This window comes from Pseudomonas baltica (assembly GCF_014235765.1).
In the GTDB taxonomy this organism is placed as follows: domain Bacteria; phylum Pseudomonadota; class Gammaproteobacteria; order Pseudomonadales; family Pseudomonadaceae; genus Aquipseudomonas; species Aquipseudomonas baltica.
Window position 1 is genome coordinate 1 of sequence record NZ_JACMYH010000009.1, and the last position, 25,209, is coordinate 25,209.

A 25,209-nucleotide genomic window follows, 5' to 3' on the forward strand; every position below is an offset into this window, starting at 1 on the left:
GTGATTGGCGAGCCCGTCAACCGTTAATTCAGGTCTTTTTCACAATGGGCGGTTTTCGCCCCATTACACGGGGAATCCGCCGAGCGATGGCAGGAACGCGAAGCAGCAGGAGCAATGCACCCGCGGCAGCGTAGATCGACCATTCCTCCAGATCGGCGCGGACGATCCAGAGGAAGTGCAGCAGCCCCAGGCCCAACACCACATAGATGAGGCGATGCAGCTGCTTCCAGCGCCGACCCAGTCGACGCTGGCTGTACCGGTTGGACGTCACGGCCAGTGCAAGCAGGCAAAGGAACGCAAGGCTGCCGACGATGATGTAGGGGCGCTTGATCAGCTCGACACCAAGCTGACTCCAGTCCAGCCCTAGAACGAAGAACAGATAGGCCGCCAGGTGCAGGCATACATAGGCAAAGCACCACAGGCCCAACTGCCGTCGCACTGCTATCCAGCCGGCCCAGCCAGACAACTTCTGCAGGGGCGTCATGCACAGCGTGATCATCACCAGTATCAGGGTGCCCAACCCCAGCCGATCGACCAGCACCTTGCCTGGATCAGGGCCCAAGGCAAATATCCAGGCCTGGTACAGCCATAACAAAGGCCATACGCACGCCACCACGAACACACTCAGACGCCATAACGGATAACGCATCAGTAGTTCTTCCGCAGATCCATGCCGGTATAGAGGGAAGCAACCTCCTCCGCGTACCCGTTGAACATCGCGGTCTCACGCACGTTGGGGCTGAACAGCCCGCTGGGCAGACGCCGTTCACGTGCCTGTGTCCAGCGCGGATGGTCGACTTCCGGGTTCACGTTGGCATAGAAGCCGTACTCGCTGGGAGCGATGTTTTCCCAGGTCGTCTCTGGCCGTTCGCTGACCAGGCTGATACGCACGATGGACTTGACGCTTTTGAACCCGTACTTCCACGGCACTACCAGGCGCAAGGGTGCGCCGTTCTGGTTGGGCAACTCGCGGCCGTACATGCCTACCCCAAGGATTGCCAGCGGATTCATCGCCTCGTCCAGGCGCAAGCCTTCTACATACGGCCAGTTGATCAGGGCAAAGCCGGAGCGCTGACCGGGCATGCTCTTGGGGTCCTGCAAGGTTTCGAAGCGGATGTACTTGGCTTTCGAGGTGGGCTCGACCTGCTTGAGCAAGGCCGAGATGGGAAAGCCGATCCAGGGGATGACCATGGACCATGCCTCGACGCAGCGCAGCCGATAGATCCGCTCTTCGAGCTGATAAGGCTTCATGAAGTCTTCGAGGGCATATCGCCCAGGCTTGGCCACTTCACCGTCAATAACCACCGACCAGGGTTCGGTCTTCAAGGTGCCGGCATTGGCTGCCGGATCGCCCTTGCCGGTGCCGAACTCATAGAAGTTGTTGTAGTGGGTAGCATCCTTGAAAGGCGTGATCGCCTCGCCTTGCACGGTGACCGCGCCCCAGCGGGTTTTACCCAGCTTGTCGTTCAACCAGGCGGGCGCACCGCTAGGGTCGACGCCTTCATAGCGCGATGGGTCGGCAGCGGATGCCCAAGAGGGAAGTGCCGAAACGGCCAAGGCTGTTGCGGTGGCGCCCATGAGCGAGCGGCGCGAGAGATAGATCGATTCGGGGGTGACTTCGGACTCTTTGCAGTCCGAAGCACGCGATAGCTTGATAAGCATGGTGCCTCCGTAGCCTTGGCTGTGTTCAACACACCAAGAGACTACGGATTATGCGTGAAATTGAATTTACTCTGCTTTTTTGTGACGACGCATGCGTAACAAATACTGTATCGGGCCGGAAGCGGCATAGGCGAGGAAGATCAGCAGCAGGATGCGGGGTGGATCGCTGAACACCACGGCGAACACCAGGACGACCGCCAGGATGGCTACGAAAGGCACTCGACCCTTGAGATCCAGCTCCTTGAAGCTGTTGTACTTGATGTTGCTGACCATCAGCATGCCTGCTGCCGCCACCAGCAGGGCGACCAGGAAAGACATCTTCGAGCCCTGGATGCCGTAGTCGCTGAACGCCCACACAAGACCTGCGACCACACCGGCAGCAGCCGGACTGGCCAGGCCGATGAAGTAGCGCTTGTCGGCGGTGCCGACCTGGGTGTTGAACCGCGCCAGGCGCAGTGCCGCACCTGCAACGTAGATAAAGGCCACCATCCAGCCGACCTTGCCCATGTCACCCAGTGCCCAGCCAAAGGCCAGCAGCGCGGGTGCGACGCCGAATGCGACCATGTCGGACAGGGAGTCGTATTCCGCACCGAAGGCGCTCTGGGTATTGGTCATGCGCGCAACGCGACCGTCCAGACTATCGAGCACCATGGCCACGAAGATGGCGATGGCAGCGTAGGCAAAATACTTGCTGGCTTCGGCAGCATTGCCGGCGCTCTGGGCACTGATCGAGTTGATGATCGAGTAGAAGCCCGCAAACAGGTTTGCCGTGGTGAACAGGTTGGGCAGGAGATAGATGCCGCGGTGCCGGACTTTACGTCCTTCGGCGTCATGCCCTTCTTCGACATGCTCATCGATCGGCAGGAGGCTTTCGGCGTCAGGAGCCTTGTTTGGCTCTTCGGGACGTTCGCTCATGGACAATACCTTGCAACGGTGTGGAAAGTTTCGACAGGCGTCTGGGTCGAGGGTTCGACCGCAAAACGTTGCCGCTTTATACCAGAAGCTTGCCACCATAACGAAAAAACGCGGCCATGGCCGCGTTTTTTGTCGCCTGAAACTGTATCAGTTCTTGGCTTTGTCGACGATCTTGTTGGCGGCGATCCAAGGCATCATGGAACGCAGCTGCTCGCCGATGACTTCGATGCCGTGGGCGGCATTGTTGCGACGCTTGGCGGTCATCGAAGGGTAGTTGGTAGCGCCTTCGTTGATGAACATCTTGGCGTACTCGCCATCCTGGATGCGCTTGAGTGCATTGCGCATGGCCTGGCGCGATTCGGCGTTGATGACTTCAGGGCCGGTCACGTACTCGCCGTATTCGGCGTTGTTGGAGATCGAGTAGTTCATGTTGGCGATACCGCCTTCGTACATGAGGTCGACGATCAGCTTGAGTTCGTGCAAGCACTCGAAGTAGGCCATTTCAGGCGCATAGCCGGCTTCGACCAGGGTTTCGAAACCGGCCTTGACCAGTTCCACGGTGCCGCCACAGAGAACGGCCTGCTCGCCGAACAGGTCGGTTTCGGTCTCGTCCTTGAAGGTGGTTTCGATGATGCCGGTACGGCCGCCGCCCACACCGGAAGCGTAGGACAGCGCGACGTTCTTGGCGTTGCCCGAGGCATCCTGGTAGATGGCGATCAGGTCAGGAATACCGCCGCCCTTGACGAATTCGGTACGTACGGTGTGACCCGGCGCCTTGGGCGCGATCATGATCACGTCCAGGTCGGCGCGCGGCACGACCTGGTTGTAGTGAATGGCGAAGCCGTGGGAGAAAGCCAGGGTTGCACCCTGCTTGATGTTGGGCTCGACTTCGTTCTTGTACAGCTGGGACTGGAACTCGTCCGGGGTCAGGATCATGACCAGGTCGGCACCGGCAACGGCAGTGGCGACGTCGGCTACTTTCAAGCCATGGGCCTCGGCCTTGGCGACAGTAGCCGAGCCCTTGCGCAGGCCCACGGTGACGTCGACGCCCGAATCCTTCAGGTTGCACGCCTGGGCGTGGCCCTGGGAGCCGTAACCGATGATGGCTACTTTCTTGCCCTGGATGATCGAGAGGTCGCAATCTTTGTCGTAGTAAACTTTCATTGAATATCACCTGTTATCTAGGCCGTTTCGGCCGGTCGCTAATTGAGTTAGATGCTCAGCACTTTGTCGCCACGAGCGATACCGGTCACGCCACTGCGTACGGTTTCGAGGATCGAGGCGGTGCCGATAGACTGCAGGAAGCTATCCAGCTTGTCGCTGGTGCCCGTCAGCTGAACGGTGTAGACGCTACTGCTGACATCAACGATCTGCCCGCGGAAGATGTCCGTGGTGCGTTTGATCTCGGCGCGTTGGGCGCCAGTGGCCTTGACCTTGACCAGCATCAGTTCGCGTTCGATGTGCGCGCTTTCCGACAGGTCTACCAGCTTGACCACCTCGATCAACTTGTTGAGGTTTTTCGTGATCTGTTCGATCACTTCATCCTGCCCTACCGTGGTCAACGTCAGGCGCGACAGGGTCGGGTCTTCGGTAGGCGCCACGGTCAGGCTTTCGATGTTGTAGTTGCGCTGCGAGAACAGCCCTACCACGCGCGACAAGGCGCCGGGTTCGTTCTCGAGCAAAAGCGAAATGATGTGCCGCATGATTAGGTCCGCTCCGTCTTGCTGAGCCACATGTCGCGCATCGAGCCGTCCTTGATCTGCATCGGATAGACGTGCTCGCCGACGTCGACCTGGATATCGAGGAACACCAGGCGGTCGGTCATGGCGAAGGCTTCTTCCATTTTCGGCTTGAGATCCTTGAGATCGGTGATGCGCATGCCGACGTGGCCATACGCTTCGACCAGCTTGACGAAGTCAGGCAGGGATTCGACGTAGGAATGCGAATGGCGACCTCCGTAGCTCATGTCCTGCCATTGGCGCACCATGCCGAGCACGCCGTTGTTGAGCAGGATGATCTTGACCGGCAAGCCATACTGCAGACAGGTAGACAGCTCCTGGATGTTCATCTGGATGCTGCCCTCCCCGGTCACGCAGGCAACGTGGGCCTCGGGGAAGCTCATCTTGACGCCCATGGCCGCTGGGAAACCGAAGCCCATGGTGCCCAGGCCACCGGAGTTGATCCAGCGATTGGGCTTGTTGAACAGGTAGTACTGGGCCGCGAACATCTGGTGCTGGCCGACGTCCGAGGTGACGTAGGCGTCGCCCTGGGTGACCTCGCACAGCGTCTCGATGACCTTCTGCGGCTTGATCTTGGAGCCATCGCCCTTGTCGTAGGGGAACAGGCCGTTTTCGCCACGCCACTCCTCGACCTGCTTCCACCAACTGGCAACGGTGTCCTTGTTCGGGGTTTCACCGATGTCCTTGAGGGTGGCGAGCATTTCGGTCAGAACGCTGTCCACCGGACCGACAATGGGCACGTCCGCCTTGATGGTCTTGGAGATCGACGCCGGGTCGATGTCAATGTGGATGATCTTGGCGTTGGGGCAGAATTTGGCGGCGCCGTTGATCACGCGATCGTCGAAGCGTGCGCCCACGGCCAGGATGACATCGGCGTGGTGCATGGCCAGGTTGGCCGTGTAGCTGCCGTGCATGCCGAGCATGCCGACGAACTGGCGATCCATGCCCGGGTAGGCGCCCAGCCCCATCAGGGTGTTGGTGACCGGCAGGTCGAGGATCTGGGCCAGCTCGGTCAAGGCAGCGGAAGCTCCACCGAGGATGACACCGCCACCGGCGTACATGACCGGGCGCTTGGCCGCCAGGAGCATCTCGACAGCCTTGCGGATCTGCCCGGAATGGCCACGGACCGCCGGACTGTAGGAACGCAGCTTGGCCTTCTTGGGATAGACGTATTCGAATTTGTCGGCCGGGTTGGTCATGTCCTTGGGAATATCGACCACGACCGGGCCGGGCCGACCGGACTGCGCCAGGTAGAAGGCCTTTTTCAGGACTTCGGGGATCTCCGAGGCGTGCTTGATCATGAAGCTGTGCTTCACGATGGGCCGGGAGATGCCGATCATGTCGGTTTCCTGGAACGCGTCGGTACCCACCAGCGTGCTGGCCACCTGCCCGGAGAGGATCACCATCGGGATGGAGTCCATGTAGGCAGTGGCGATACCGGTGATGGCGTTGGTGGCACCCGGACCGGAGGTCACCAGCACGACACCGGCCTTGCCGGTGGCACGGGCATAGCCGTCGGCCATGTGGGTGGCTGCCTGCTCGTGACGGACCAGCACGTGCTCGACAGCAGGCTCCTTGAACAGGGCATCGTATACATGCAGGAGGGCACCGCCGGGGTACCCGTAGATGTGCTTAACGCCTTCGTCGCGCAAGAAGCGGACGACCATTTCAGCGCCAGATAAAAGCTCCACGTTGTTCACCTCTAAAACGCCAGAATACCGTTCCATGGGAACGGGTCTTAATAGGTTTACTGCCAGCAGAGCATGAGCGACGGTGGTCGCCGACGTACGTCAGCACTGACTGAGCAAGTATTGGGAGTACCCAAGTGTCACGGGTTTTTCCCACCCAGCGCGAGGTAACGCGTTGCGGGTATTACGGGTCGGCGCTGGTGTGCGCCTGTGCTCTGCTGTGTGGGTCTGCTTCTGGCAGTCCCTGTACAGCGGACTTTCGATTGTTGTGATTCGTCTGCTGCAAGTCAAGCGATGCGTGCATTTTATTGCGCGCCTGCACCCAAACGGCGCAATAAACCCTGCCGAGCTGCCAGGCTATGGTAGTTTCATGCGTAACCCACCCTCAGAGAAGGCGCCATGCGTTCAACCATTGCTGTGAGTATCCTGCTGCTTGCCCTGTGCCCGTTGGCAATGGCAGGGCAAATCTACAAATGGGTCGATAGCCAAGGTGTGACGCATTTTGATGCACGACCGCCCAACGGTGTTCAGGCGACAGCCGTCGAAGGCGTGAAACCGGTGACCCCGCCCGAGCCGATCTCCAACGAAGCGGTGATGAAAGCCAGTGGCGAAGCCGAGCAACGCAGGATCGACCGCAAAGTGAAATCGCAGGTTGCCGACGAGGCAGCGCGACGCAACGAATTCTGTACCGGCGTCAGGACCAACCTGGCGCAGCTGAAGAACAATCCGCGGGTGCTTCAACAGGTCAACGGCGAGGTCAAGCGCCTGACAGAGCAGGAGCGTCAGGCGAGGATCGAGGAAGTGCGCAAGGTGATCGACGAGCAGTGCAGCTGAAGGGCTAGCGCACCTGGCCGATCAACTCGTCGAAACGCGCCAGGCTGGCGCGCAGGCCGCGGCTCTGCTCGGCGCGATCGGCATAGACCATTTCGGCCATGGCCAGGATGCCCGACGCATTGGGCAATGGCAGGTCCTGCTCGATGATGGTTTTCATGCGCGGCAGAAAGATCCACTGAAGCCACTGATCGAAATCCAGGGTGTCGACGCTGAATGGTTCGACACTGGCCAGCGCTTCGGCGCTGGGTGGCACGTCCTGCCACCAACCCTGCTGGCGCAGCTCGCGTTCGATCAACAGCAGGTGTTCGGCAATCGCCAGAAAACGATTATCCATCAAGACGCGCTCTTGGCTTTCTGACGGGCCAGATTGGCCCCGGCGGCATCACCCTGCTTGTCGCGCGACTGGGCAATGGTGTTCCACAGGCTCGCCTGCAGATCCGGACGGCCATTGGCATAGGTCAGCGCGCGACGGGCCAGTTGCTCGGCCTGGGCCGCATCACCCTGGGCCAGGCGCACCTGAGCCAGCTTGTACAGAACCTGCGGTTCGCGCGGTGCGATCCGCTGCGCACGCTCCAGGCTCGATGACGCACCGTTCAAGTCGCCACCGCCCTGCTGTTGCTGGGCCGTGGTCAACAGGGCAAGCACCGGCCCGTCCAACTGCTCATCGGCGGACAGGCCGGCGCTGTTGCCGCTGGCTCGCGGAATCCCGCTAGGAGCATTGGCCGGCATGTTGTAGGTCGTGCTGGGCGCCGGCGGGGCATAGGCCGGGGCCGAGCTGCTCGGGCCAGGGACGATCGGGCCTGGTGTGATCGGGCCGGTGCTGATCGGCGCGCTGTTGCCCGGCGCCGGAAAGCTCTGGATCGGCTGCGAGCCTGCACCCTGCGGAACCATGACCACCACGCCGGAATCTTCGGTGATCGCCTGGGCCTGCGCCTTGGGCCGGACCACGGTGGTCTGGCGGAAGCCGCCGGTACGCGACACGCGTTCGCCATTGGTGACCGCAGAGCCGGAATCGACCACTGGAATGGAGCCACGCTCCACGCTGGCGCAACCGTTGAGCAAAGCCAATGCCGTCAAGGCAGGAAACCACCACTTGTTCACTTCATTCCCCTTTGCTTAGTTCAACCAGCCTTTGACCCAGTCCATCACCGAATCGTCGGCCGCCGGATTGGCACCGCCGCATGCGGTGCCTGGCGTCGGTTCGCTGCCACGAATATACGGCATCTGCACAGCGTTGGGGCAGCTGGCATCCGAGCCCTGTCCGGTCTTGGCGTCGATCCAGGCCTGCACCACGTTTTCCGGCACCGGCGTATCCAAAGGCAAGGGATCGGCTTTCTTCATGAAGCTGGTCCAGACCTGCAGCGCACCGGTGGCACCGGTGAACGGCGTCTTGCCATTGTCGTCACGGCCCAGCCAGACCACGGCCAGCACGTCCTGGCTGAAGCCGGCGAACCAGCTGTCGCGAGAGTCGTTGCTGGTGCCGGTCTTGCCGGCCAGGTTAAGGCTGCTCGGCAGCACGTTGTAGACCGAACGTCCGGTACCTTCGCGCATCACGCGCTGCATGGCGTTCTGGATCAGGTAGATGGAGGCAGGATCGAAGCGCTGCTGAATCTGGAACGGGTAGCGCTTGAGCGGTTCGCCTTCGGCCGTGAGGACACTGCGAATGCCACGCATAGGCGTGTTGAAACCGCCGTTGGCCAGGGTTTGGTACATGGTTGCCACTTGCATGGGCGACAAGCCACCGGCACCGAGCAACATCGACGGGTAGGCTGGCCAGTCGACCTGCACGCCCAGTTCGCCGAGGGTCTTGAGCACATTGGGCACGCCCAGTTCCAGACCCAATCGAGCCGTCGACAGGTTGTAGGAATGGGCCAGGCCTTGATACAGGAACACCGTGCCATTGGAGGTACGTTCGTAGTTCTGTGGCTTCCAGATCTGGCCGTCCGCACCCTTGACCGAGAACGGTACGTCCTGCACCCAACTGGTCAGGGTGTATTTGCTCGGCTGCTCCAGCGCGGTCAGGTACACCGCAGGCTTGATCAGCGAGCCGATCGGGCGTACGGCGTCGAGCGCGCGGTTGAAGCCGGCAAAACCCGGTACGCGGCTGCCGACCAGCGCCTGGACCTCACCACTTTCAGGGTTGGTGACGACCATGGCCGCCTCGACCTCGTCCGACCCCTTGCGCCCGGCCAGGCGCTTGAAGGTATCGGTGACCGACGATTCGGCCTTGGTCTGCAGGATAGGGTCGAAACTGGTGAAGATCCGCAGGCCTTCTTCGGTCAAGTCTTCGTCGCGGTAGTCGTCGCGCAGCTGGCGTTTGACCAGGTCGAGGAAGCCAGGGAACGAGCTGTCCGCCAGGCTGCCGCGCTTGGTCACGCCCAATGGCATCTTCTTGGCCGCATCGACCGCCTCCTGGGTCGCCACGCCCTGTTGGGCCAGCAGATCGAGCACCAGGTTGCGGCGTTCCATCGCCCGTTCCGGATTGCGCCGCGGGTTATAGGAAGACGGCCCCTTGACCATCCCCACCAGCAAAGCCACTTGATGCAGCTTGAGTTCGGACAAGGGCTGGCTGAAGAAGAACTGGCTGGCAAGGCCGAAGCCATGCACGGCGCGCTGGCCGTCCTGACCAACGAAGACTTCGTTGAGGTAGGCCTCGAGGATTTCACCCTTGTCGTAGTGCAGCTCCAGCAACACCGCCATCATCGCTTCGGTCAGCTTGCGGGTCAGGCTGCGCTCGTTGGTCAGGTAGAAGTTCTTGACCAACTGCTGAGTCAGGGTACTGCCGCCCTGGCGCATGGCACCCGAGGACGTGTTGACCCAGATGGCGCGTGCGATCGACTTGGGCGAGACGCCAAAGTGGTGGTAGAAGTCGCGATCTTCGACGGTGACCAGTGTGTCGAGCAGGTACGGCGGCACCTGGTCGAGCTTGATCAGGATGCGGTCTTCCAGGTTTTTCGGGTACAGGCCGCCGATCAGCAACGGCTCCAGGCGCACCACCGCGACCTTCTTGCCTGCGCCGCCGCCCAGTTCGGAGACGTAGTCGCCGGAAAACTTGACGCGCACCGCCTGCGGCTGCTCGAGCCCTTCGTAGAACTGGAAGCCGCGGGTATTGAGGTCGACCGTGTTGCCACTGACCGAGGCGGTGCCGGGACCGTCGACGGTCGTTTGCCGACGGTAGCCGAGCGCATCGAGTTCGGTGAGGAAATCATTCTTGGCCAGTTTCTGACCGACGAACAGCTCGAGCGGGCGTGCGTAGACCTTGGCGGGAATGGTCCAGCGCTTGCCAGAGAATTTTTCCTGCACAACGGCGTCCAGGTAGACGGCAAAGCCGGCCAGGATCACCAGGCCTACCAGACCCAGCTTGAGGCCCCAGCCAAGCCAGGTGCGCAAGCCGCCGGAAGGAGGTTTTTTGGGGGTACGGGAAGATCGGGTTCGAGTCATGGCGGCGGATTATACGCACTTTGAATTGTCGCGGGCAGGGACCGTCGGCGGTTTGCATCATCGGTGGCAGTGGCCATAATGACCGCCTTGAAATCACCTCTGCCAATGAAGGATCGCCTGTGAGCCAGACCCTGATCGCCGCCCTGCAAAACCCGGCCCTGTACCCGCATCCGGTAGAAGGGTTCCAGGTCATCGAGACGCATATCTCCTGGGTGATACTGACCGGGCCTTACGCTTACAAGATCAAGAAACCGATGAATTTCGGCTTTCTGGACTTCACCGAACTGTCCGCCCGCTCCCACTTCTGCGCCGAGGAGCTGCGACTGAACCAGCGCCTGACCACCGACCTGTATCTGCAGGTTCTGCCGATCACCGGCAGCGCGCAAACGCCTCGACTGGGCGGCGAAGGCGCACCCATCGAGTATGCCTTGCAGATGCGCCAATTCGAAGGCGGCAACCTGCTGAGCACCCTGCAGGCCAATGGTGAGCTGACCCAGGAGCACGTGGATTCGCTGGCGCGGCAGATTGCCGATTTCCACCGGGCCGCGCCAGTGGTGCCGGAGGCGCACGAGGCCGGCACGCCGAAGGCGGCGATGGCCCCCGTCGAGCAGAACTTCGAACAGATTCGCCCGTTCCTTACCGAAAAGGATGATCTGGCCCAGCTGGATGCCTTGCAGGCCTGGGCCCAAAGCAGCTACGTGCGCCTGGAGCCGCTGTTGGCGCTGCGCAAGCAGGAAGGGTTCATCCGCGAGTGCCATGGCGACATACACCTGGGCAACGCCACCGTCATCGATGGCGAAGTGGTGATCTTCGATTGCATCGAGTTCAACGAGCCTTTCCGTTTCACCGATGTGTATGCCGATATCGCCTTCCTCGCCATGGACCTAGAAGACCGCGGGCTGAAAAGCCTGGCGCGGCGCTTCGTCAGCCAGTACCTGGAATTGACCGGTGACTACCAGGGGCTGGAGCTGCTCAACTTCTACAAGGCCTACCGCGCATTGGTACGGGCCAAGGTGGCCCTGTTCAGCATGTCGCCCGACGCCAGTGGAGTGCAGCGTGCAACGACGCTGCGCCAGTACCGCAATTACGCGAACCTGGCGGAAAGCTACAGCGCCATTCCTTCGCGCTTTCTGGCCGTTACCAGCGGTGTGTCGGCGGTAGGCAAGAGCCACGTCGCGCTGCGCCTGGTCGAAGCGCTGGGCGCCATCCGCCTGCGCTCGGACGTGGAGCGCAAACGCCTGTTCGGTGCCCAGACCGCCGAAACGGGCCTGTATGACGCCAGCACCAGCGAAGCGACCTACCTGCACTTGCACGCATTGGCCGAGCACGTGCTGCGCGCCGGCCTGCCGGTGGTGATCGACGCGACCTATCTCAAGGCTGACCAACGGGCGGCAGCAGCTCGAATCGCCGAATCCACCGGAGTGCCGTTCCTGATCCTAGACTGCAACGCGCCCGCAGCCGTGATATCCAGCTGGCTGCAGCAGCGCCAGGCACAGGCCGACGATCCTTCGGATGCTACCCAGGCAGTGATCGACGCTCAGCAGGCCGGCCGCGAGCCGTTGAGCGAAGCCGAGCTGCTGCAGACTCGCCACGTGGAAACCAACGAAAGCGGCAGCCTGGACAAGCTGGTCAAGCAGATCCGGCAACGCCTGCCAGGGCTGTAACATACAGCCAGACCCGGAAGGCAGATCGGCCATTCGGCAGGCCGCTCTGCCACCGCTACACTGCCAGATTGGCAACTGCTTCATCGCCCCCCGCTCATTCCTTGGCCGAGGCCAGGAGGTTTGATGACCGATGAACTTCTGGCCCTGAAGAATCTGGGCAAGACATCCGCACAGTGGCTGCATGCCGTCGGCATCCACAGTGCTTCCGACCTGCGCCGGGCAGGTGCCGTGCAGGCGTACTGCGCGGTGAAGCAGCGCGGCTTCCGCGCCTCGAAAGTGCTTCTCTATGCCATCGAAGGGGCGTTGCGCAATGTGCATTGGAGTGAGCTGTCGTGCGAACGGAAAAACAGTCTCAATAGCCAGGTCGAAGCCCTGTCGCCCCCTCGCAGGCTCTAGACCGAGGGTCCGCAGGCGGATGAAATAATTGCACGTAGCGCTTGACTCTTAAATGAGAATCGTTATGATTATCACATCCAGTCGCGAGACTGGTGATCTCTGGAAGGCCCTTGGTTCGGACTTCCAGATGTCTCCTCATCAGGCTAATCACGGTTATTGACCCGGCACTTTGCCGGGTCTTTTTTTGCCTCGACTTTTGCAGCACCTCGCCCACTCAGCCTTGCAGGATCACCGGCAAGCGATGGTCGATGACAATCTCGTGCGTATCCAGATGCACCCCATAAGCCAGTACTTCAACACCAGCCTCCACTGCCTGGCGCAATGCCAATGCGTAGCCTGCGTCTATCTCGGTGGCGGGGCGTACAGCATCCACACCGTCGAGGTTGACGCAGTACAACTGCACGGCCCGCACTCCGCTGCGCGCCAGTACGGCCAGCTCGCGCAAGTGCTTCGCGCCGCGCTGGGTGACAGCGTCGGGAAACGCTGCAATGCGACTGCCGGCAAAGCCCAGGGTCACACTCTTTACTTCGACCCATGCAGACGCGCCGGGATAGTCCAGCCTGAAGTCGATACGGCTGCGCTCCTGGCCATAGGGTACTTCGCGCTTGAGCGCAACGAAGCCGGCAAGCTCCGGTATGCGACCTGCGTGCAATGCCTCCTCGACCAAGGCGTTGGCCCGCGCGGTATTGATGCATGCCAGCCGACCTTGCGGTGTTTCGCTGATCTCCCACGTGCCGGGAAGCTTGCGCTTGGGGTCGCTGGAGCGGGTGAACCACACGCGGCCACCGGCCATCATGCAGTTGAGCATCGAGCCGGTGTTGGGGCAGTGAATGGTCATCCGCTCACCGCTTTCAAGTTCGATGTCGGCCAGAAACCGCTTGTAGCGCTGGATCAGGCGCCCCTGCTCCAGGGCCGGCGAAAAAATCATCGCGCCCGCCAGCTCTGCAGGCCACGGGTAATGCGCGCCACAGCCTGCTCCAACCTGGGAAGGCTTTGGGTATAGGCGAAGCGCACATGGTGGCTGGCCTTGTAGCGGCCGAAATCCAGGCCGGGCGTGAAAGCAACGTGCTCGGTTTCCAGGAAATGCTGGCAGAACGCGAAGGCATCGTCGCTGAATGCACTGATATCGGCATACAGGTAGAACGCACCCTCAGGCTCGACCGCAATCGCAAAGCCCAAGGCACGCAAGGCGGGCAGCAGATAGTCACGGCGGTGACCGAAGGCTTCGCGGCGTTGCTCGAAGATCTCCAGCGTGGCCGGTTCGAAGCAGGCCAATGCTGCATGTTGCGCCATGCTCGGCGCACTGATGTACAGATTTTGCGCCAGTTTTTCCAGCTCAGGAATGGCTTGGGGCGGCGCGACCAGCCAGCCAAGTCGCCATCCGGTCATTCCGAAATACTTGGAAAAACTATTCAGGACGAGTGCGTCGTCATCCACTTCAAGTACGCTGGCGGCCGTCGTGCCATAGGTCAAGCCATGGTAGATCTCGTCGACCACCAGATGCCCCTGGCGCGACTTGACGGCCTGGCTCAATGCGCTCAATTCGTCCTTGTTCAACAGTGTGCCGGTAGGGTTGGCAGGCGATGCCACCAAGGCGCCGACGCTGTGCTCGTCCCAGTGCTGCTCCACCAGTTGGGCGTTGAGTTGGTAGCGCTGTTCGGGGCCCACCGGCACCAGATGCGCGGCGCCCTCGACCAGGCGCAGAAAGTGCCTATTGCACGGGTAGCCGGGGTCTGCCAGGAGCCAGTGCTTGCCCGGATCGACCAGCAGGCTGGCGGCCAGCAGCAAGGCTCCCGAGCCGCCCGGGGTGATCATGATGCGCTGCGGGTCGATGTCCAGGCCGTAGCGCTGCTGATAGAAACCGGCGATCGCCTCGCGCAGCGCCGGCAGGCCTCGCGCTGCGGTGTAGCGGGTATGGCCAGCGGCCAATGCGGCCTGCCCGGCGGCAACGATGGGGGCCGCCGTGGTGAAGTCTGGTTCGCCGATTTCCAGGTGGATCACGTCGTGACCCTGGCTCTGCAGTTCATTGGCACGGGCCAACAGCGCCATCACGTGAAAAGGTTCGATGGCGCGACTGCGTGCGCTGTAGAGCGAAGCCATGGGTATTCCTTGGGACGAGGAAAAAAGCCGATTCTACCCAACCTTTGCATCGAACGTTTCGCCGAACGTGCGATCGAAACCCACCACATCGTGCCTGCGACGCAGGCGTTCCGGGCACGACAACCGGGAGTAGCGCGTGCTGGTTCGATCTGGTAAGTTCGCCGGCTTGCAGTCGCAGGGCCGGCGGGTGTCGGAGAGGGATCATCCTGCGCAATGGATTAGTAGAGCGAGAGGCGGTTGATTCATGCCCACCAATGAAAAGCAACAAAGTACTGGCAACTTTTCCGGCTTCGCTCCCTACGTTGCGACGAAGGGCGAGGAATACATGGGCGCGCCGATGCGTGCTCACTTCACCAAGATCCTGAACAAGTGGAAACAAGACTTGATGCAGGAAGTGGATCGCACCGTCGACCACATGAAGGATGAAGCCGCCAACTTTCCAGACCCGGCCGATCGGGCCAGCCAGGAAGAGGAATTCAGCCTCGAACTGCGCGCGCGCGATCGCGAGCGCAAGTTGATCAAGAAGATCGACAAGACGCTGCAGTTGATCGAAGACGAAGAGTACGGCTGGTGCGAATCCTGCGGCATCGAGATCGGCATTCGTCGTCTCGAGGCACGTCCGACCGCCGATCTGTGCATCGACTGCAAGACCTTGGCGGAAATCAAGGAAAAACAGGTCGGCAAGTGACCTGTCGACAAAGGGGCGCCACGGCGCCCTTTTGTTTCTGTATTGCCCGTAGAATCCCGCACCCATGACTACCCTTCCTTATATAGGTCGCTTTGCTCCGACCCCGAGCGGCTACCTGCATTTCGGCTCCCTGGTGGCCGCCCTGGCCTCATGGCTGGACGCGCGCGCCGCAGGTGGCCGCTGGTTGCTGCGCATGGAAGACCTGGACCCGCCCAGAGAAGTCGCCGGCGCACCGGCAGCGATCCTCAAGACCCTTGAGCGCTACGGGTTGCAGTGGGATGGCGAGGTGGTCTACCAGAGCGAGCGGCATGCGGCCTATCAACAGGTGATCGACCGCCTGTTGGCGCAGGGGCTGGCCTATGCGTGCACCTGCTCACGCAAGCAGTTGGAACCCTACCAAGGGATCTATCCCGGCACGTGCCGCAATGCCGGACATTCCACGCAGGATGCAGCCATCCGCCTGCGCGTCCCGGAACTGCGCTATCGCTTCGAGGACCGTGTCCAGGGAACGTATGCACAACATTTGGGCAGCGAGTCGGGGGATTTCGTCATTCGTCGTCGCGACGGTCTGTATGCCTATCAACTGGCGGTGGTGCTGGACGATGCGTGGCAGGGAGTGACCGACATCGTGCGCGGTGCCGACCTGCTCGATTCGACGCCGCGCCATCTGTATCTGCAGGAGCTGCTCGGGTTGCCGCAGCCGCGATACCTGCATGTTCCCTTGATCACCCAGCCAGACGGTAACAAGCTGGGCAAAAGCTACCGATCGCCGCCCCTGGATGCGGACCAGGCTGCGCCACTGCTGGTGCGTGCCCTGCGGGCGCTGGGCCAGCGGCCCGAGGCGGACCTGGCGCACGGCAGTGTGGACGATGTGTTGCGCTGGGGTGTGGAGCATTGGGACAGTGGTGCGATTCCCCCGGTGCGCACGGTGGCAGAAGCGCAGCTGGAGTAGCGATCGGCTGGTGCCCGGCTCTTCGCAGCGACACGCCGATCCGCTACCATCGCCGCACTGTTTTCGCACACTTACCCTACCCCGAGGCCAGCATGTATATCTATCGTTTGGTCCTGCTTCTGGTGGTGGGGATATACCTGTTCTCCCCCGCCATCATGGACTGGTGGATCGAGCCCACGGGCGCGTGGTATCGACCTTACCTGCTGTGGCTGATTCTGATCGTGGTGACCTTTATCCTGCAGAGCCAGCGTGATGCCGATGAGCTTTAGCCTTACCCAGATGCTGCTGGTCAGCGCCGCGTACCTGCTGGTGCTGTTCGCCGTGGCCTGGGTCAGCGAGCGCGGCATGATCGCGCGGGCGATCATCCGCCATCCGCTGACCTACACCTTGTCGCTGGGTGTCTATGCCAGCGCCTGGGCGTTCTATGGCACCGTGGGCCTGGCCTATCAATACGGCTATGGTTTCCTGGCTTGCTACCTGGGGGTTTCCGGCGCGTTCCTGCTGGCGCCGGTGTTGCTGTATCCGATACTCAAGGTCACCCGTACCTACCAATTGTCGTCGTTGGCAGACCTTTTCGCGTTTCGTTTTCGCAGCACCTGGGCCGGCGCGCTGACCACGGTGTTCATGCTGGTCGGCGTACTGCCCCTGCTCGCGTTGCAGATCCAGGCGGTGGCCGACTCCATTGGCATCATGACTCGCGAACCGGTGCAGAACCACGTGGCGTTGAGTTTTTGCGTGCTGATCACTCTGTTCACGATCTTCTTCGGCTCACGCCACATCGCCACCCGCGAGAAGCATGAAGGCCTGGTATTTGCCATCGCCTTCGAATCCGTGATCAAACTGATCGCCCTGGGCGGGATTGGCCTGTATGCCCTGTACGGGGTGTTCGACGGCCCGCACGATCTGGAGCAATGGCTGCTGCAGAACCAGACGGCCCTCGCGTCGCTGCATGCGCCGCTGCAAGAGGGACCCTGGCGCACGCTGCTGCTGGTGTTCTTCGCCTCGGCGATCGTCATGCCGCACATGTACCACATGGTCTTCACCGAAAACCTCAATCCGCGTGCGCTGGTCAGTGCCAGTTGGGGGCTGCCGCTGTTCCTGCTGCTGATGAGCCTGGCGGTGCCGCTGATCCTGTGGGCCGGCCTGCGCCTGGGCGCGACGACCAGCCCCGAGTTCTTCACCCTGGGCATCGGTATTGCCGCCAACAGCAAGTCACTGGCGCTGCTGGCTTATGTAGGCGGACTTTCCGCGTCCTGCGGGCTGATCATCGTCACCACCCTGGCGCTGTCGGGCATGATGCTCAACCATCTGGTGTTGCCGCTGTACCAGCCGCCGGCCGAAGGCAACATCTACCGCTGGCTGAAGTGGACACGCCGGGCGCTGATCGTCGCCATCATCATGGCCGGCTATGCCTTCTACCTGCTGCTGGGCGCCAAGCAGGACCTTGCACACCTGGGGATCGTCGCCTTTGTCGCCACGCTGCAGTTTCTGCCGGGCGTGCTGTCGGTGCTGTACTGGCCCACCGCCAATCGACGCGGATTCATCGCCGGCCTGCTGGCCGGCATGGCCGTCTGGCTGGTGACCATGCTGCTGCCGCTGATCGGCAACCTGCAAGGCTTCTACATCCCGCGCCTGAACATGATCTACGTGCTCGACGATACCAGCTGGCACATGGCAGCCATCGCCTCCCTGGCTGCCAACGTATTGCTGTTCACGCTGATCTCGCTGTTCACCGCTGCCAGCAGCGAAGAAGTCAGTGCTGCCGAAGCCTGTGCAGTGGATAACGTGCGGCGCCCGCAGCGGCGCGAACTGCATGCCGCGTCCCCCCAGGAGTTCGCCACGCAACTGGCCAAACCGTTGGGCGCCAAGGCCGCCCAGCGCGAGGTGGAGCAGGCCCTGCGTGACCTCTACCTGCCCTTCGACGAGCGCAGGCCCTACGCATTGCGGCGCCTGCGGGACCGGATCGAAGCCAATCTGTCCGGGCTGATGGGCCCCAGCGTGGCGCAGGACATGGTGGAAACGTTCCTGCCCTATAAATCAGGCAGCGAGAACTATGTCACCGAGGACATCCACTTCATCGAAAGCCGGCTGGAAGATTATCACTCGCGCCTGACCGGCCTTGCTGCCGAGCTCGATGCCTTGCGCCGCTATCATCGACAGACCCTGCAGGAGCTGCCCATGGGCGTTTGCTCGCTGGCCAAGGACCAGGAGATCCTGATGTGGAACAAGGCCATGGAAGACCTGACCGGCGTGCCTGCGCAGCATGTGGTCGGCTCGCGCCTGGTAACCATCAGCCAGCCATGGCGCAGCCTGCTGATCGACTTCATCAACGTGCCCGACGAGCACCTGCACAAGCAACGCCTCGCCCTGGATGGGCAGACACGCTGGCTGAACCTGCACAAGGCCGCCATCGACGAGCCGCTCGCGCCCGGCAACAGCGGGCTGGTGGTGTTGGTCGAGGACCTGACCGAAACGCAGATGCTCGAAGACAAGCTGGTGCATTCCGAGCGGCTGGCGAGCATCGGCAGGCTGGCGGCCGGGGTCGCCCACGAGATCGGCAACCCGATCACCGGTATCGCCTGCCTGGCGCAGAACCTGCGCGAGGAGCGCGAGGAAGACAGCGAGATCACCGAACTGAGCAGCCAGATTCTCGAGCAGACCAAGCGCGTGTCGCGCATCGTCCAGTCGCTGATGAGCTTTGCCCATGCCGGCGGCCACCAGCACAGTGACGAGCCGGTCAACCTGGCTCAGGTAGCGCAGGATGCCATCGGCCTGTTGGCGCTGAACAGGCGCAACTTCGAGATCCAGTTCTACAACCTGTGCGATCCGGAGCACTGGGCCGTGGGTGATCCACAACGCCTGGCCCAGGTGCTGATCAACCTGTTGTCCAACGCCCGGGATGCCTCTGTGGCCGGAGGCGCGGTGCGGGTCAAGACCGAAGCGTGCGAACACACCGTCGACCTCATCGTCGAGGACGAAGGCAGCGGTATTCCCAAGAACATCATGGATCGGTTATTCGAACCGTTCTTCACTACCAAGGACCCGGGCGAAGGAACCGGACTGGGGCTCGCTCTGGTCTATTCCATCGTTGAAGAGCATTATGGACAGATCACCATCGACAGCCCGGCCGATCCCCTGAGCCAGCGCGGTACCCGAATTCGGGTGACATTGCCGCGTCATGTCGAAGCGACGTCCGCTGTGAACTGAGACCGTCGAGAGAATTGAATCAATGCCGCATATTTTGATCGTCGAAGACGAAACCATCATTCGATCTGCCCTGCGTCGCCTGCTCGAACGCAACCAGTATCAGGTCAGTGAGGCCGGCTCCGTGCAGGAAGCGCAGGAGCGGTTCAGCATCGCATCGTTCGACCTGATCATCAGCGACCTGCGCCTGCCGGGTGCACCGGGCACCGAATTGATCAAGCTGGGCGAGGGCACCCCGGTGCTCATCATGACCAGCTATGCCAGCCTGCGCTCGGCAGTGGACTCGATGAAAATGGGCGCGGTCGACTATATCGCCAAGCCCTTCGACCACGATGAAATGCTCCAGGCCGCCGCGCGTATCTTGCGCGATCGCCACAACGCACCCGCGGCAGCGGTGGAGCGCCCGGCGAACAAGGCCGGCGCGGAAAAGCCCGCCGCGCAGAATGCCAATGGCGATATCGGTATCATTGGTTCCTGCCCGCCCATGCAGGACCTCTACAGCAAGATCCGCAAGGTCGCCCCGACCGATTCCAACGTACTGATCCAGGGTGAGTCCGGCACCGGCAAGGAGCTGGTCGCGCGGGCACTGCACAACCTGTCCCGGCGCGCGAAGGCACCGATGATCTCGGTGAATTGTGCGGCGATCCCGGAAACCCTGATCGAATCCGAACTGTTCGGTCACGAGAAAGGTGCCTTCACCGGCGCCAGCGCCGGCCGCGCCGGGCTGGTCGAGGCTGCCGATGGCGGAACGCTGTTTCTCGACGAGATCGGCGAGTTGCCTCTCGAGGCCCAGGCGCGCTTGCTCAGGGTGCTGCAGGAAGGCGAGATTCGCCGCGTAGGCTCGGTGCAGTCGCAGAAAGTCGACGTTCGCCTGATTGCCGCAACCCACCGGGACCTGAAAAGCCTGGCCAAGCTGGGGCAGTTCCGCGAAGACCTCTACTACCGGCTGCACGTGATTGCCTTGAAGTTGCCGCCCCTGCGCGAGCGCGGCGCCGATGTCGGCGAAATTGCCAAGGCGTTCCTCATTCGCCAGAGCTCACGGATCGGGCGGACCGACCTGCGCTTTGCCGCCGATGCCGAACAGGCCATCCGCCAGTATTCCTGGCCCGGCAATGTGCGGGAACTGGAGAACGCCGTCGAGCGCTCGGTGATCCTGACCGAGAGCACCGAGATATCGGCCGAACTGCTGGGCATCGACATCGAACTTGCCGACCTGCAGGACACCGATGACTTCGTCGGCCTGCCATCCCAGCAGAACGCGGCAAACAACACGGCCCACGATCCCACCGAAGATCTTTCCCTGGAAGACTATTTCCAGCACTTCGTGCTGGAGCATCAAGACCACATGACCGAGACCGAATTGGCGCGCAAATTGGGCGTCAGTCGCAAATGCCTGTGGGAGCGTCGTCAGCGCCTGGGGATTCCACGGCGCAAGTCGAGCGTGGCCAGCGAAAGCTGATACGTTTCAGCTCTAGCCCGCGGGTTTGCGCGGGTTGACGGGTAGCCGTGACAAACTGTTACCCTAGGCCTGCGACGTAACAAGACACGGTTCCATCGGTAACGAATACAGGGTCAATTTCAGCCCTCGATCACCGCCCTCCTCCTCGCAAAGCCCCGTTCTTGAGGGGTTTGCAAAAGTTGGCATGGGACCTGCTATATCTCTGGTACAAGAACAACAACAAGCAAGCAAACTCATAACAAGAACAAGACGAATCGACTCACGCATAACAAGAACAACACGGCGGAGGCGCAGCTAACTGATTCTTTTGGAGAGGCGTTGTTTTTGGGGAAACCCGCAGCCAGGCAGAGAACTACAACAACTGCTTTGAAGCAGATGCCAGAACTGGTTGGATCACATTGATCATCACAGCACAGCGACCAAAGCAATCCGTTTGCTCTTGCTCCCGAATAGGGAGACACCCCCGAACCCAGGTTCGGTGGGCAGGGCACTCAACAAAAACAAAAAGCCCGACAAAAAACAAAAACAGAGCACGCAACTACTTCTTGGGGAGCTTCGGCTCCCCTTGTAGTTTCCGGCTTTTGTCCTGCCGCTTGTGCCGACCGGCGCAGCCTCCTACACCATCCCTCGACTAAATGCTAGAATCCCCGCCCATCATGCGGTCGTTCTTCGTATATGGCCGAAAATCCCTTCAAACAGTGCATCCCATGCTGAAGAAGCTGTTCAAGTCTTTGAATACTCCCGCGCGTCATCCGCAGCACCGGCGTACCACGCCCGAAGTGCTCAATGCTGGCCAACACTCGCTGCAGCGCAGCCAGTTCAGCCGCCACGCCGTGGGCATCGTCGAACGCCTGCAGACTGCTGGCTACCAGGCCTATCTTGTAGGCGGTTGCGTACGTGACCTCATGCTGGGCATCGTGCCCAAGGATTTCGACGTCGCTACCAGCGCCACGCCCGAACAGGTACGGGCCGAGTTTCGCAATGCGCGAGTGATTGGCCGACGCTTCAAGCTCGTGCACATCCATTTCGGCCGCGAGATCATCGAGGTCGCGACGTTCCGCGCCAATCACCCGGAAGAAGACGACGAACAGGACGTGCATCGCTCCTCGAGCAGCGAGAGCGGACGCATCCTGCGCGACAACGTCTACGGCACTCTGGAGGACGACGCCCAGCGCCGCGACCTGACCATCAATGCCCTGTACTACGACCCGGTCAGCGAACGCATCCTGGACTACGCCAATGGCGTACACGACGTGCGCAACCGCCTGATTCGCCTGATCGGTGATCCAACTCAGCGCTATCAGGAAGATCCGGTGCGCATGCTGCGGGCCGTACGCTTTGCCGCCAAGCTGGATTTCGGCATCGAGAAGCACACGGCTGCGCCGATTCGCGAGCTGGCGCCGATGCTGCGCGAGATACCGTCGGCACGTCTGTTCGAGGAAGTGCTCAAGCTGTTCCTGTCCGGCCATGCCGCCGACACGTTCGAGATGCTGGTCGACCTGCACCTGTTCGATTCGCTGTTTCCGGCGACCACGCAGGCGCTGGAAGACACGCCGACCTACACCCATACGTTGATCAGCGAGGCGCTGCGCAACACTGACCTGCGCATCAAGCAGGGCAAACCGGTGACGCCGGCCTTTCTGTTCGCCGCCCTGCTCTGGCCGGCGTTGCCGGCACGCGTACTGCGCCTGCAGAGCCGTGGCATGCCACCGATCCCGGCAATGCAGGAGGCGGCCCATGAGCTGGTTGCCGAGCAATGTCAGCGCGTCGCCATTCCCAAGCGTTTCACCATCCCTATTCGCGAGATCTGGGACATGCAGGAGCGCCTGCCGCGCCGCAGCGGCAAGCGTGCCGACCTGTTGCTCGACAATCCGCGCTTCCGCGCCGGCTACGACTTCCTGCTGCTGCGCGAAAAAGCCGGCGAAGAGACCGAAGGCCTGGGTGAGTGGTGGACCGACTATCAGGACTGCAACGACAGTCAGCGCCGCGAGATGATCGCGGACCTGGGCGGCAAGGACGAATCAGGTGCACCACGCAAGCGTCGCCGTACCGGCACCAAGCGCAAGCGCGCCGAGGGCGACGAATAAGCATGGTGCGCGTGCACATCGGGCTGGGCAGCAATCTGGATAGCCCGCAACGGCAATTGCATGAGGCCCTGCAGGCCCTGGCCGCACTGCCGGACACCACGCTGGCAGCGGTTTCTTCGTTCTACACCAGCGATTCACTGCTGCCCGGCCAGCCGCGCTACAGCAATGCCGTAGCAGCCCTGGACACCGGGCTGGCGCCGCTGCCGCTGCTCGATGCGCTGCAGGCGATCGAGAACGAGCAGGGCCGCGAGCGTGCCGAGCGCTGGGGGCCGCGCACCCTGGACCTGGATATCATCACCTATGCCGACCGGGTGATCGACGAGCCTCGTTTGCAAGTGCCGCACTACCACCTTCAAGCCCGTGCATTCGTGCTGTATCCGCTGGCCGAAGTGGTTGAAGAGGGCTTCATGCTGGCGGACGGCCGCAGCCTGCGCGAGCTGCTGGCTGCCTGCCCGTTCGCAGGGCTGGAGAGGCTGTAGCGCAGGCAGGCCTCTTCGCAGGCTCTGTTCGCGCAGAAGCCGTCAACCCAATTGACTTCCCCGGTCGTGCTCACGACTATAGGCGGCCCGTTGCACCCCCGAGGTGCCAAACGGCGCGAAACCAACCTTTATGAGTGGGTTTCCAAACATCACGACAGATGATGTTGTGTCGACACAGCGCCAGCCCGAGGATACTTTTCATGCCCGAACTCACCCTGACCGCCCTGCAGAGCCTCAAGCTCAAGGGCGAAAAGATCACCATGCTGACCTGCTACGACGCGACGTTCGCCCACGCCGCCTGCGCGGCCGGCGTCGAAGTATTGTTGGTGGGGGATTCGCTGGGCATGGTGCTGCAGGGGCATGACAGTACCTTGCCGGTGACCGTGGCGGACATGGCCTACCATGTCGGCTGTGTGAAACGTGGCAACCAGGGGGCCTTCATCGTTGCCGACCTGCCGTTCATGGCTTATTCCACCTGCGAGCAAACCCTGGCCAACAGTGCACTGTTGATGCAGGCCGGGGCGCACATGGTCAAGCTCGAAGGCGCCGCCTGGCTCGCCGAATCGGTGCGCCTGCTGGCCGAGCGCGGTATTCCAGCCTGCGTCCACCTGGGGCTGACCCCGCAATCGGTGAACCTGCTGGGCGGCTACAAGGTGCAAGGGCGCCAGGACATCCAGGCACGCCAGATGCGTGCCGACGCCATCGCCCTGGAGCAGGCCGGAGCGGCCATGCTGCTGCTCGAATGCGTGCCCGTCGAGTTGGCTGCCGATATTGCCCAGGCAGTGAAAGTGCCGGTGATCGGCATTGGCGCCGGCAGTGCGGTCGACGGCCAGGTGCTGGTTCTGCACGACATGCTCGGGCTCTCCCTGAGCGGCCGCGTGCCGCGGTTCGTGAAAAACTTCATGACCGGGCAGAGCGATATTCAAGGCGCACTGCGCGCCTACGTAGCCGCCGTCAAGGCGGTGGATTTCCCCGCACCTGAACATGGATTCGCCTCATGAACACCGTCAAGACCGTACGAGAACTGCGCGCCGCCGTGGCCCGTGCCCGTGGCGAAGGCAAGCGTATCGGCCTGGTGCCGACCATGGGCAACCTGCACAGCGGTCATGCCGCGCTGGTCGCCAAGGCTACCCAGCGTGTCGATTTCGTCGTGGCGAGTATCTTCGTCAACCCGTTGCAATTCGGCGCCGGCGAAGACCTGGACAAGTACCCGCGCACCCTGGCGGCCGATCAGGAACGGCTGGTGCAGGCAGGCTGCAGCCTGCTGTTCGCACCATCGGCAGCGGAAATGTACCCCGACGGCATGGCCGGGCAGACCCGAGTGAGCGTTCCGCAATTGTCCGAGGGCTTGTGCGGCAGCACTCGTCCAGGCCATTTCGAAGGCGTGGCCACGGTGGTCAGCAAGCTGTTCAACATGGTCCAGCCGGACCTTGCCGTGTTTGGCCAGAAGGACTACCAGCAACTGGCCGTGATTCGCGCGCTGGTACGCGACCTCAATATGCCTATCCAGATCATCGGCGAGCCGACCGTGCGTGCCGAAGACGGCCTGGCGCTGTCTTCGCGCAATGGGTATCTGAGCCAGGAGCAGCGTGCCCAGGCACCTCTGCTGTATCAGGTGCTCAGCCAGGTCGCGGCGCAGATAAGCCAGGGCCGTCGCGATTACCCGCTGCTGCTGGACCATGCCAAGCAGGTCATTGCCCAAGCCGGCTTCGCTCCTGAGTACCTGGAAATCCGGCATGCGGTGACCCTGCGTCCGGCCACTGCCGAAGACCGCGACCTGGTGATTCTGCTCGCAGCGAATCTGGGTACCACACGACTGATCGACAACCTGCACTTGGACCTCGATCACGACACTCAACACAGCTGAACCGCGACAGCCTGAAAGTCCCTCGCGCATCGTT

The 25,209-nt window shown here is 61.9% G+C and carries 23 protein-coding genes; 12 read left to right on the forward strand and 11 right to left on the reverse strand.

Annotated features, from left to right (window positions below; all coding sequences use genetic code 11):
- Window positions 1-28: 28 nt before the first annotated feature.
- From msrQ to H7993_RS19385, 6 genes are all read right to left on the reverse strand, one after another.
- Complete coding sequence (msrQ, locus tag H7993_RS19360; RefSeq protein ID WP_185795368.1) at window positions 29-649, reverse strand: protein-methionine-sulfoxide reductase heme-binding subunit MsrQ; 621 nt, start codon at window positions 647-649, stop codon at window positions 29-31.
- Entirely contained in the window at window positions 649-1,662 is a 1,014-nt protein-coding gene (gene msrP / locus H7993_RS19365) for a protein-methionine-sulfoxide reductase catalytic subunit MsrP (RefSeq protein WP_185795369.1), read from the reverse strand. Before msrP ends, msrQ begins: the two co-directional genes overlap by 1 nt.
- 66 nt (window positions 1,663-1,728) lie before the next feature.
- Window positions 1,729-2,577: a CDP-diacylglycerol--serine O-phosphatidyltransferase gene (gene pssA / locus H7993_RS19370; protein ID WP_122480158.1), complete on the reverse strand. Its 849-nt coding sequence runs from the start codon at window positions 2,575-2,577 to the stop codon at window positions 1,729-1,731.
- A 147-nt stretch (window positions 2,578-2,724) separates the two neighbouring features.
- A complete protein-coding gene (gene ilvC, locus H7993_RS19375) occupies window positions 2,725-3,741 on the reverse strand; it encodes a ketol-acid reductoisomerase (protein WP_043190697.1) in 1,017 nt (338 codons plus the stop codon).
- A 47-nt stretch (window positions 3,742-3,788) separates the two neighbouring features.
- Window positions 3,789-4,280, reverse strand: coding sequence for an acetolactate synthase small subunit (ilvN, locus tag H7993_RS19380; RefSeq protein ID WP_043190700.1), 492 nt, complete (start codon window positions 4,278-4,280; stop codon window positions 3,789-3,791).
- A 2-nt stretch (window positions 4,281-4,282) separates the two neighbouring features.
- Window positions 4,283-6,007 (reverse strand): acetolactate synthase 3 large subunit, encoded by a 1,725-nt coding sequence (locus H7993_RS19385; RefSeq protein WP_122480255.1) that lies wholly within the window; start codon window positions 6,005-6,007, stop codon window positions 4,283-4,285.
- A 396-nt stretch (window positions 6,008-6,403) separates the two neighbouring features.
- Here H7993_RS19385 and H7993_RS19390 point away from each other — a divergent pair, with 396 nt between their 5' ends.
- Window positions 6,404-6,838 carry a DUF4124 domain-containing protein gene (locus H7993_RS19390; RefSeq protein ID WP_122480160.1) on the forward strand — a complete coding sequence of 145 codons (435 nt, stop codon included), beginning with the start codon at window positions 6,404-6,406 and terminating at the stop codon, window positions 6,836-6,838.
- A gap of 4 nt (window positions 6,839-6,842) precedes the next feature.
- Here H7993_RS19390 and H7993_RS19395 read toward each other — a convergent pair whose 3' ends face one another.
- Genes H7993_RS19395 through mrcB form a run of 3 tightly spaced genes read right to left on the reverse strand, consistent with a single transcriptional unit; the run spans window position 6,843 to window position 10,279 of the window.
- On the reverse strand, window positions 6,843-7,172 hold the full coding sequence (locus H7993_RS19395) for a YqcC family protein (protein ID WP_185795370.1): 330 nt from the start codon (window positions 7,170-7,172) through the stop codon (window positions 6,843-6,845).
- Window positions 7,172-7,939, reverse strand: a complete 768-nt coding sequence (locus tag H7993_RS19400; protein ID WP_185795371.1) for a tetratricopeptide repeat protein — start codon at window positions 7,937-7,939, stop codon at window positions 7,172-7,174. The genes H7993_RS19395 and H7993_RS19400 overlap by 1 nt, the downstream gene beginning before the upstream one ends.
- Before the next feature lie 15 nt (window positions 7,940-7,954).
- Complete coding sequence (gene mrcB, locus H7993_RS19405; RefSeq protein WP_122480163.1) at window positions 7,955-10,279, reverse strand: penicillin-binding protein 1B; 2,325 nt, start codon at window positions 10,277-10,279, stop codon at window positions 7,955-7,957.
- A gap of 119 nt (window positions 10,280-10,398) precedes the next feature.
- Between mrcB and H7993_RS19410 the strand changes: the two genes are divergently transcribed.
- Both H7993_RS19410 and H7993_RS19415 read left to right on the forward strand, forming a co-directional pair.
- A complete protein-coding gene (locus H7993_RS19410; protein WP_185795372.1) occupies window positions 10,399-11,943 on the forward strand; it encodes an AAA family ATPase in 1,545 nt (514 codons plus the stop codon).
- A 123-nt stretch (window positions 11,944-12,066) separates the two neighbouring features.
- Complete coding sequence (locus tag H7993_RS19415; RefSeq protein ID WP_185795373.1) at window positions 12,067-12,339, forward strand: TfoX/Sxy family protein; 273 nt, start codon at window positions 12,067-12,069, stop codon at window positions 12,337-12,339.
- 214 nt (window positions 12,340-12,553) lie between these two features.
- Here the strand turns inward: H7993_RS19415 and sfsA are convergent, their stop codons facing one another.
- Both sfsA and H7993_RS19425 read right to left on the reverse strand, forming a co-directional pair.
- A complete protein-coding gene (sfsA, locus tag H7993_RS19420; RefSeq protein ID WP_185795374.1) occupies window positions 12,554-13,267 on the reverse strand; it encodes a DNA/RNA nuclease SfsA in 714 nt (237 codons plus the stop codon).
- Complete coding sequence (locus tag H7993_RS19425; protein ID WP_185795375.1) at window positions 13,264-14,439, reverse strand: pyridoxal phosphate-dependent aminotransferase; 1,176 nt, start codon at window positions 14,437-14,439, stop codon at window positions 13,264-13,266. The genes sfsA and H7993_RS19425 overlap by 4 nt, the downstream gene beginning before the upstream one ends.
- A gap of 244 nt (window positions 14,440-14,683) precedes the next feature.
- Between H7993_RS19425 and dksA the strand changes: the two genes are divergently transcribed.
- The 9 genes from dksA to panC all read left to right on the forward strand — a co-directional run bounded on the left by dksA (window position 14,684) and on the right by panC (window position 25,175).
- Window positions 14,684-15,127 (forward strand): RNA polymerase-binding protein DksA, encoded by a 444-nt coding sequence (gene dksA / locus H7993_RS19430; protein WP_122480168.1) that lies wholly within the window; start codon window positions 14,684-14,686, stop codon window positions 15,125-15,127.
- A 64-nt stretch (window positions 15,128-15,191) separates the two neighbouring features.
- Complete coding sequence (gene gluQRS, locus H7993_RS19435) at window positions 15,192-16,079, forward strand: tRNA glutamyl-Q(34) synthetase GluQRS (protein WP_185795376.1); 888 nt, start codon at window positions 15,192-15,194, stop codon at window positions 16,077-16,079.
- 92 nt (window positions 16,080-16,171) lie between these two features.
- A complete protein-coding gene (locus tag H7993_RS19440; protein ID WP_003250005.1) occupies window positions 16,172-16,348 on the forward strand; it encodes a hypothetical protein in 177 nt (58 codons plus the stop codon).
- Window positions 16,332-19,286, forward strand: a complete 2,955-nt coding sequence (locus H7993_RS19445) for a sensor histidine kinase (RefSeq protein WP_163007662.1) — start codon at window positions 16,332-16,334, stop codon at window positions 19,284-19,286. The genes H7993_RS19440 and H7993_RS19445 overlap by 17 nt, the downstream gene beginning before the upstream one ends.
- Before the next feature lie 22 nt (window positions 19,287-19,308).
- Window positions 19,309-20,742, forward strand: a complete 1,434-nt coding sequence (locus H7993_RS19450; RefSeq protein WP_185795377.1) for a sigma-54-dependent transcriptional regulator — start codon at window positions 19,309-19,311, stop codon at window positions 20,740-20,742.
- Between the two features lie 707 nt (window positions 20,743-21,449).
- Window positions 21,450-22,829, forward strand: a complete 1,380-nt coding sequence (locus H7993_RS19455; protein ID WP_163007663.1) for a polynucleotide adenylyltransferase PcnB — start codon at window positions 21,450-21,452, stop codon at window positions 22,827-22,829.
- A gap of 2 nt (window positions 22,830-22,831) precedes the next feature.
- Window positions 22,832-23,308, forward strand: a complete 477-nt coding sequence (gene folK / locus H7993_RS19460) for a 2-amino-4-hydroxy-6-hydroxymethyldihydropteridine diphosphokinase (RefSeq protein ID WP_185795378.1) — start codon at window positions 22,832-22,834, stop codon at window positions 23,306-23,308.
- A 200-nt stretch (window positions 23,309-23,508) separates the two neighbouring features.
- The gene (gene panB, locus H7993_RS19465) at window positions 23,509-24,309 is read left to right on the forward strand and encodes a 3-methyl-2-oxobutanoate hydroxymethyltransferase (protein WP_185795379.1); all 801 of its coding nucleotides are present in this window, start codon (window positions 23,509-23,511) and stop codon (window positions 24,307-24,309) included.
- Window positions 24,306-25,175: a pantoate--beta-alanine ligase gene (panC, locus tag H7993_RS19470; protein ID WP_185795380.1), complete on the forward strand. Its 870-nt coding sequence runs from the start codon at window positions 24,306-24,308 to the stop codon at window positions 25,173-25,175. Before panB ends, panC begins: the two co-directional genes overlap by 4 nt.
- The last annotated feature ends 34 nt before the right edge of the window (window positions 25,176-25,209 follow it).

Coding starts and splice junctions, on each gene's coding strand:
- msrQ (WP_185795368.1), bottom strand. CDS start 649: ATGCGTTATCCGTTATGGCGTCTGAGTGTGTTCGTGGTGGCGTGCGTA.
- msrP (WP_185795369.1), bottom strand. CDS start 1,662: ATGCTTATCAAGCTATCGCGTGCTTCGGACTGCAAAGAGTCCGAAGTC.
- pssA (WP_122480158.1), bottom strand. CDS start 2,577: ATGAGCGAACGTCCCGAAGAGCCAAACAAGGCTCCTGACGCCGAAAGC.
- ilvC (WP_043190697.1), bottom strand. CDS start 3,741: ATGAAAGTTTACTACGACAAAGATTGCGACCTCTCGATCATCCAGGGC.
- ilvN (WP_043190700.1), bottom strand. CDS start 4,280: ATGCGGCACATCATTTCGCTTTTGCTCGAGAACGAACCCGGCGCCTTG.
- H7993_RS19390 (WP_122480160.1), top strand. CDS start 6,404: ATGCGTTCAACCATTGCTGTGAGTATCCTGCTGCTTGCCCTGTGCCCG.
- H7993_RS19395 (WP_185795370.1), bottom strand. CDS start 7,172: ATGGATAATCGTTTTCTGGCGATTGCCGAACACCTGCTGTTGATCGAA.
- mrcB (WP_122480163.1), bottom strand. CDS start 10,279: ATGACTCGAACCCGATCTTCCCGTACCCCCAAAAAACCTCCTTCCGGC.
- H7993_RS19415 (WP_185795373.1), top strand. CDS start 12,067: ATGACCGATGAACTTCTGGCCCTGAAGAATCTGGGCAAGACATCCGCA.
- sfsA (WP_185795374.1), bottom strand. CDS start 13,267: ATGATTTTTTCGCCGGCCCTGGAGCAGGGGCGCCTGATCCAGCGCTAC.
- H7993_RS19425 (WP_185795375.1), bottom strand. CDS start 14,439: ATGGCTTCGCTCTACAGCGCACGCAGTCGCGCCATCGAACCTTTTCAC.
- dksA (WP_122480168.1), top strand. CDS start 14,684: ATGCCCACCAATGAAAAGCAACAAAGTACTGGCAACTTTTCCGGCTTC.
- gluQRS (WP_185795376.1), top strand. CDS start 15,192: ATGACTACCCTTCCTTATATAGGTCGCTTTGCTCCGACCCCGAGCGGC.
- H7993_RS19440 (WP_003250005.1), top strand. CDS start 16,172: ATGTATATCTATCGTTTGGTCCTGCTTCTGGTGGTGGGGATATACCTG.
- H7993_RS19445 (WP_163007662.1), top strand. CDS start 16,332: ATGCCGATGAGCTTTAGCCTTACCCAGATGCTGCTGGTCAGCGCCGCG.
- H7993_RS19450 (WP_185795377.1), top strand. CDS start 19,309: ATGCCGCATATTTTGATCGTCGAAGACGAAACCATCATTCGATCTGCC.
- H7993_RS19455 (WP_163007663.1), top strand. CDS start 21,450: ATGCTGAAGAAGCTGTTCAAGTCTTTGAATACTCCCGCGCGTCATCCG.
- folK (WP_185795378.1), top strand. CDS start 22,832: ATGGTGCGCGTGCACATCGGGCTGGGCAGCAATCTGGATAGCCCGCAA.
- panB (WP_185795379.1), top strand. CDS start 23,509: ATGCCCGAACTCACCCTGACCGCCCTGCAGAGCCTCAAGCTCAAGGGC.
- panC (WP_185795380.1), top strand. CDS start 24,306: ATGAACACCGTCAAGACCGTACGAGAACTGCGCGCCGCCGTGGCCCGT.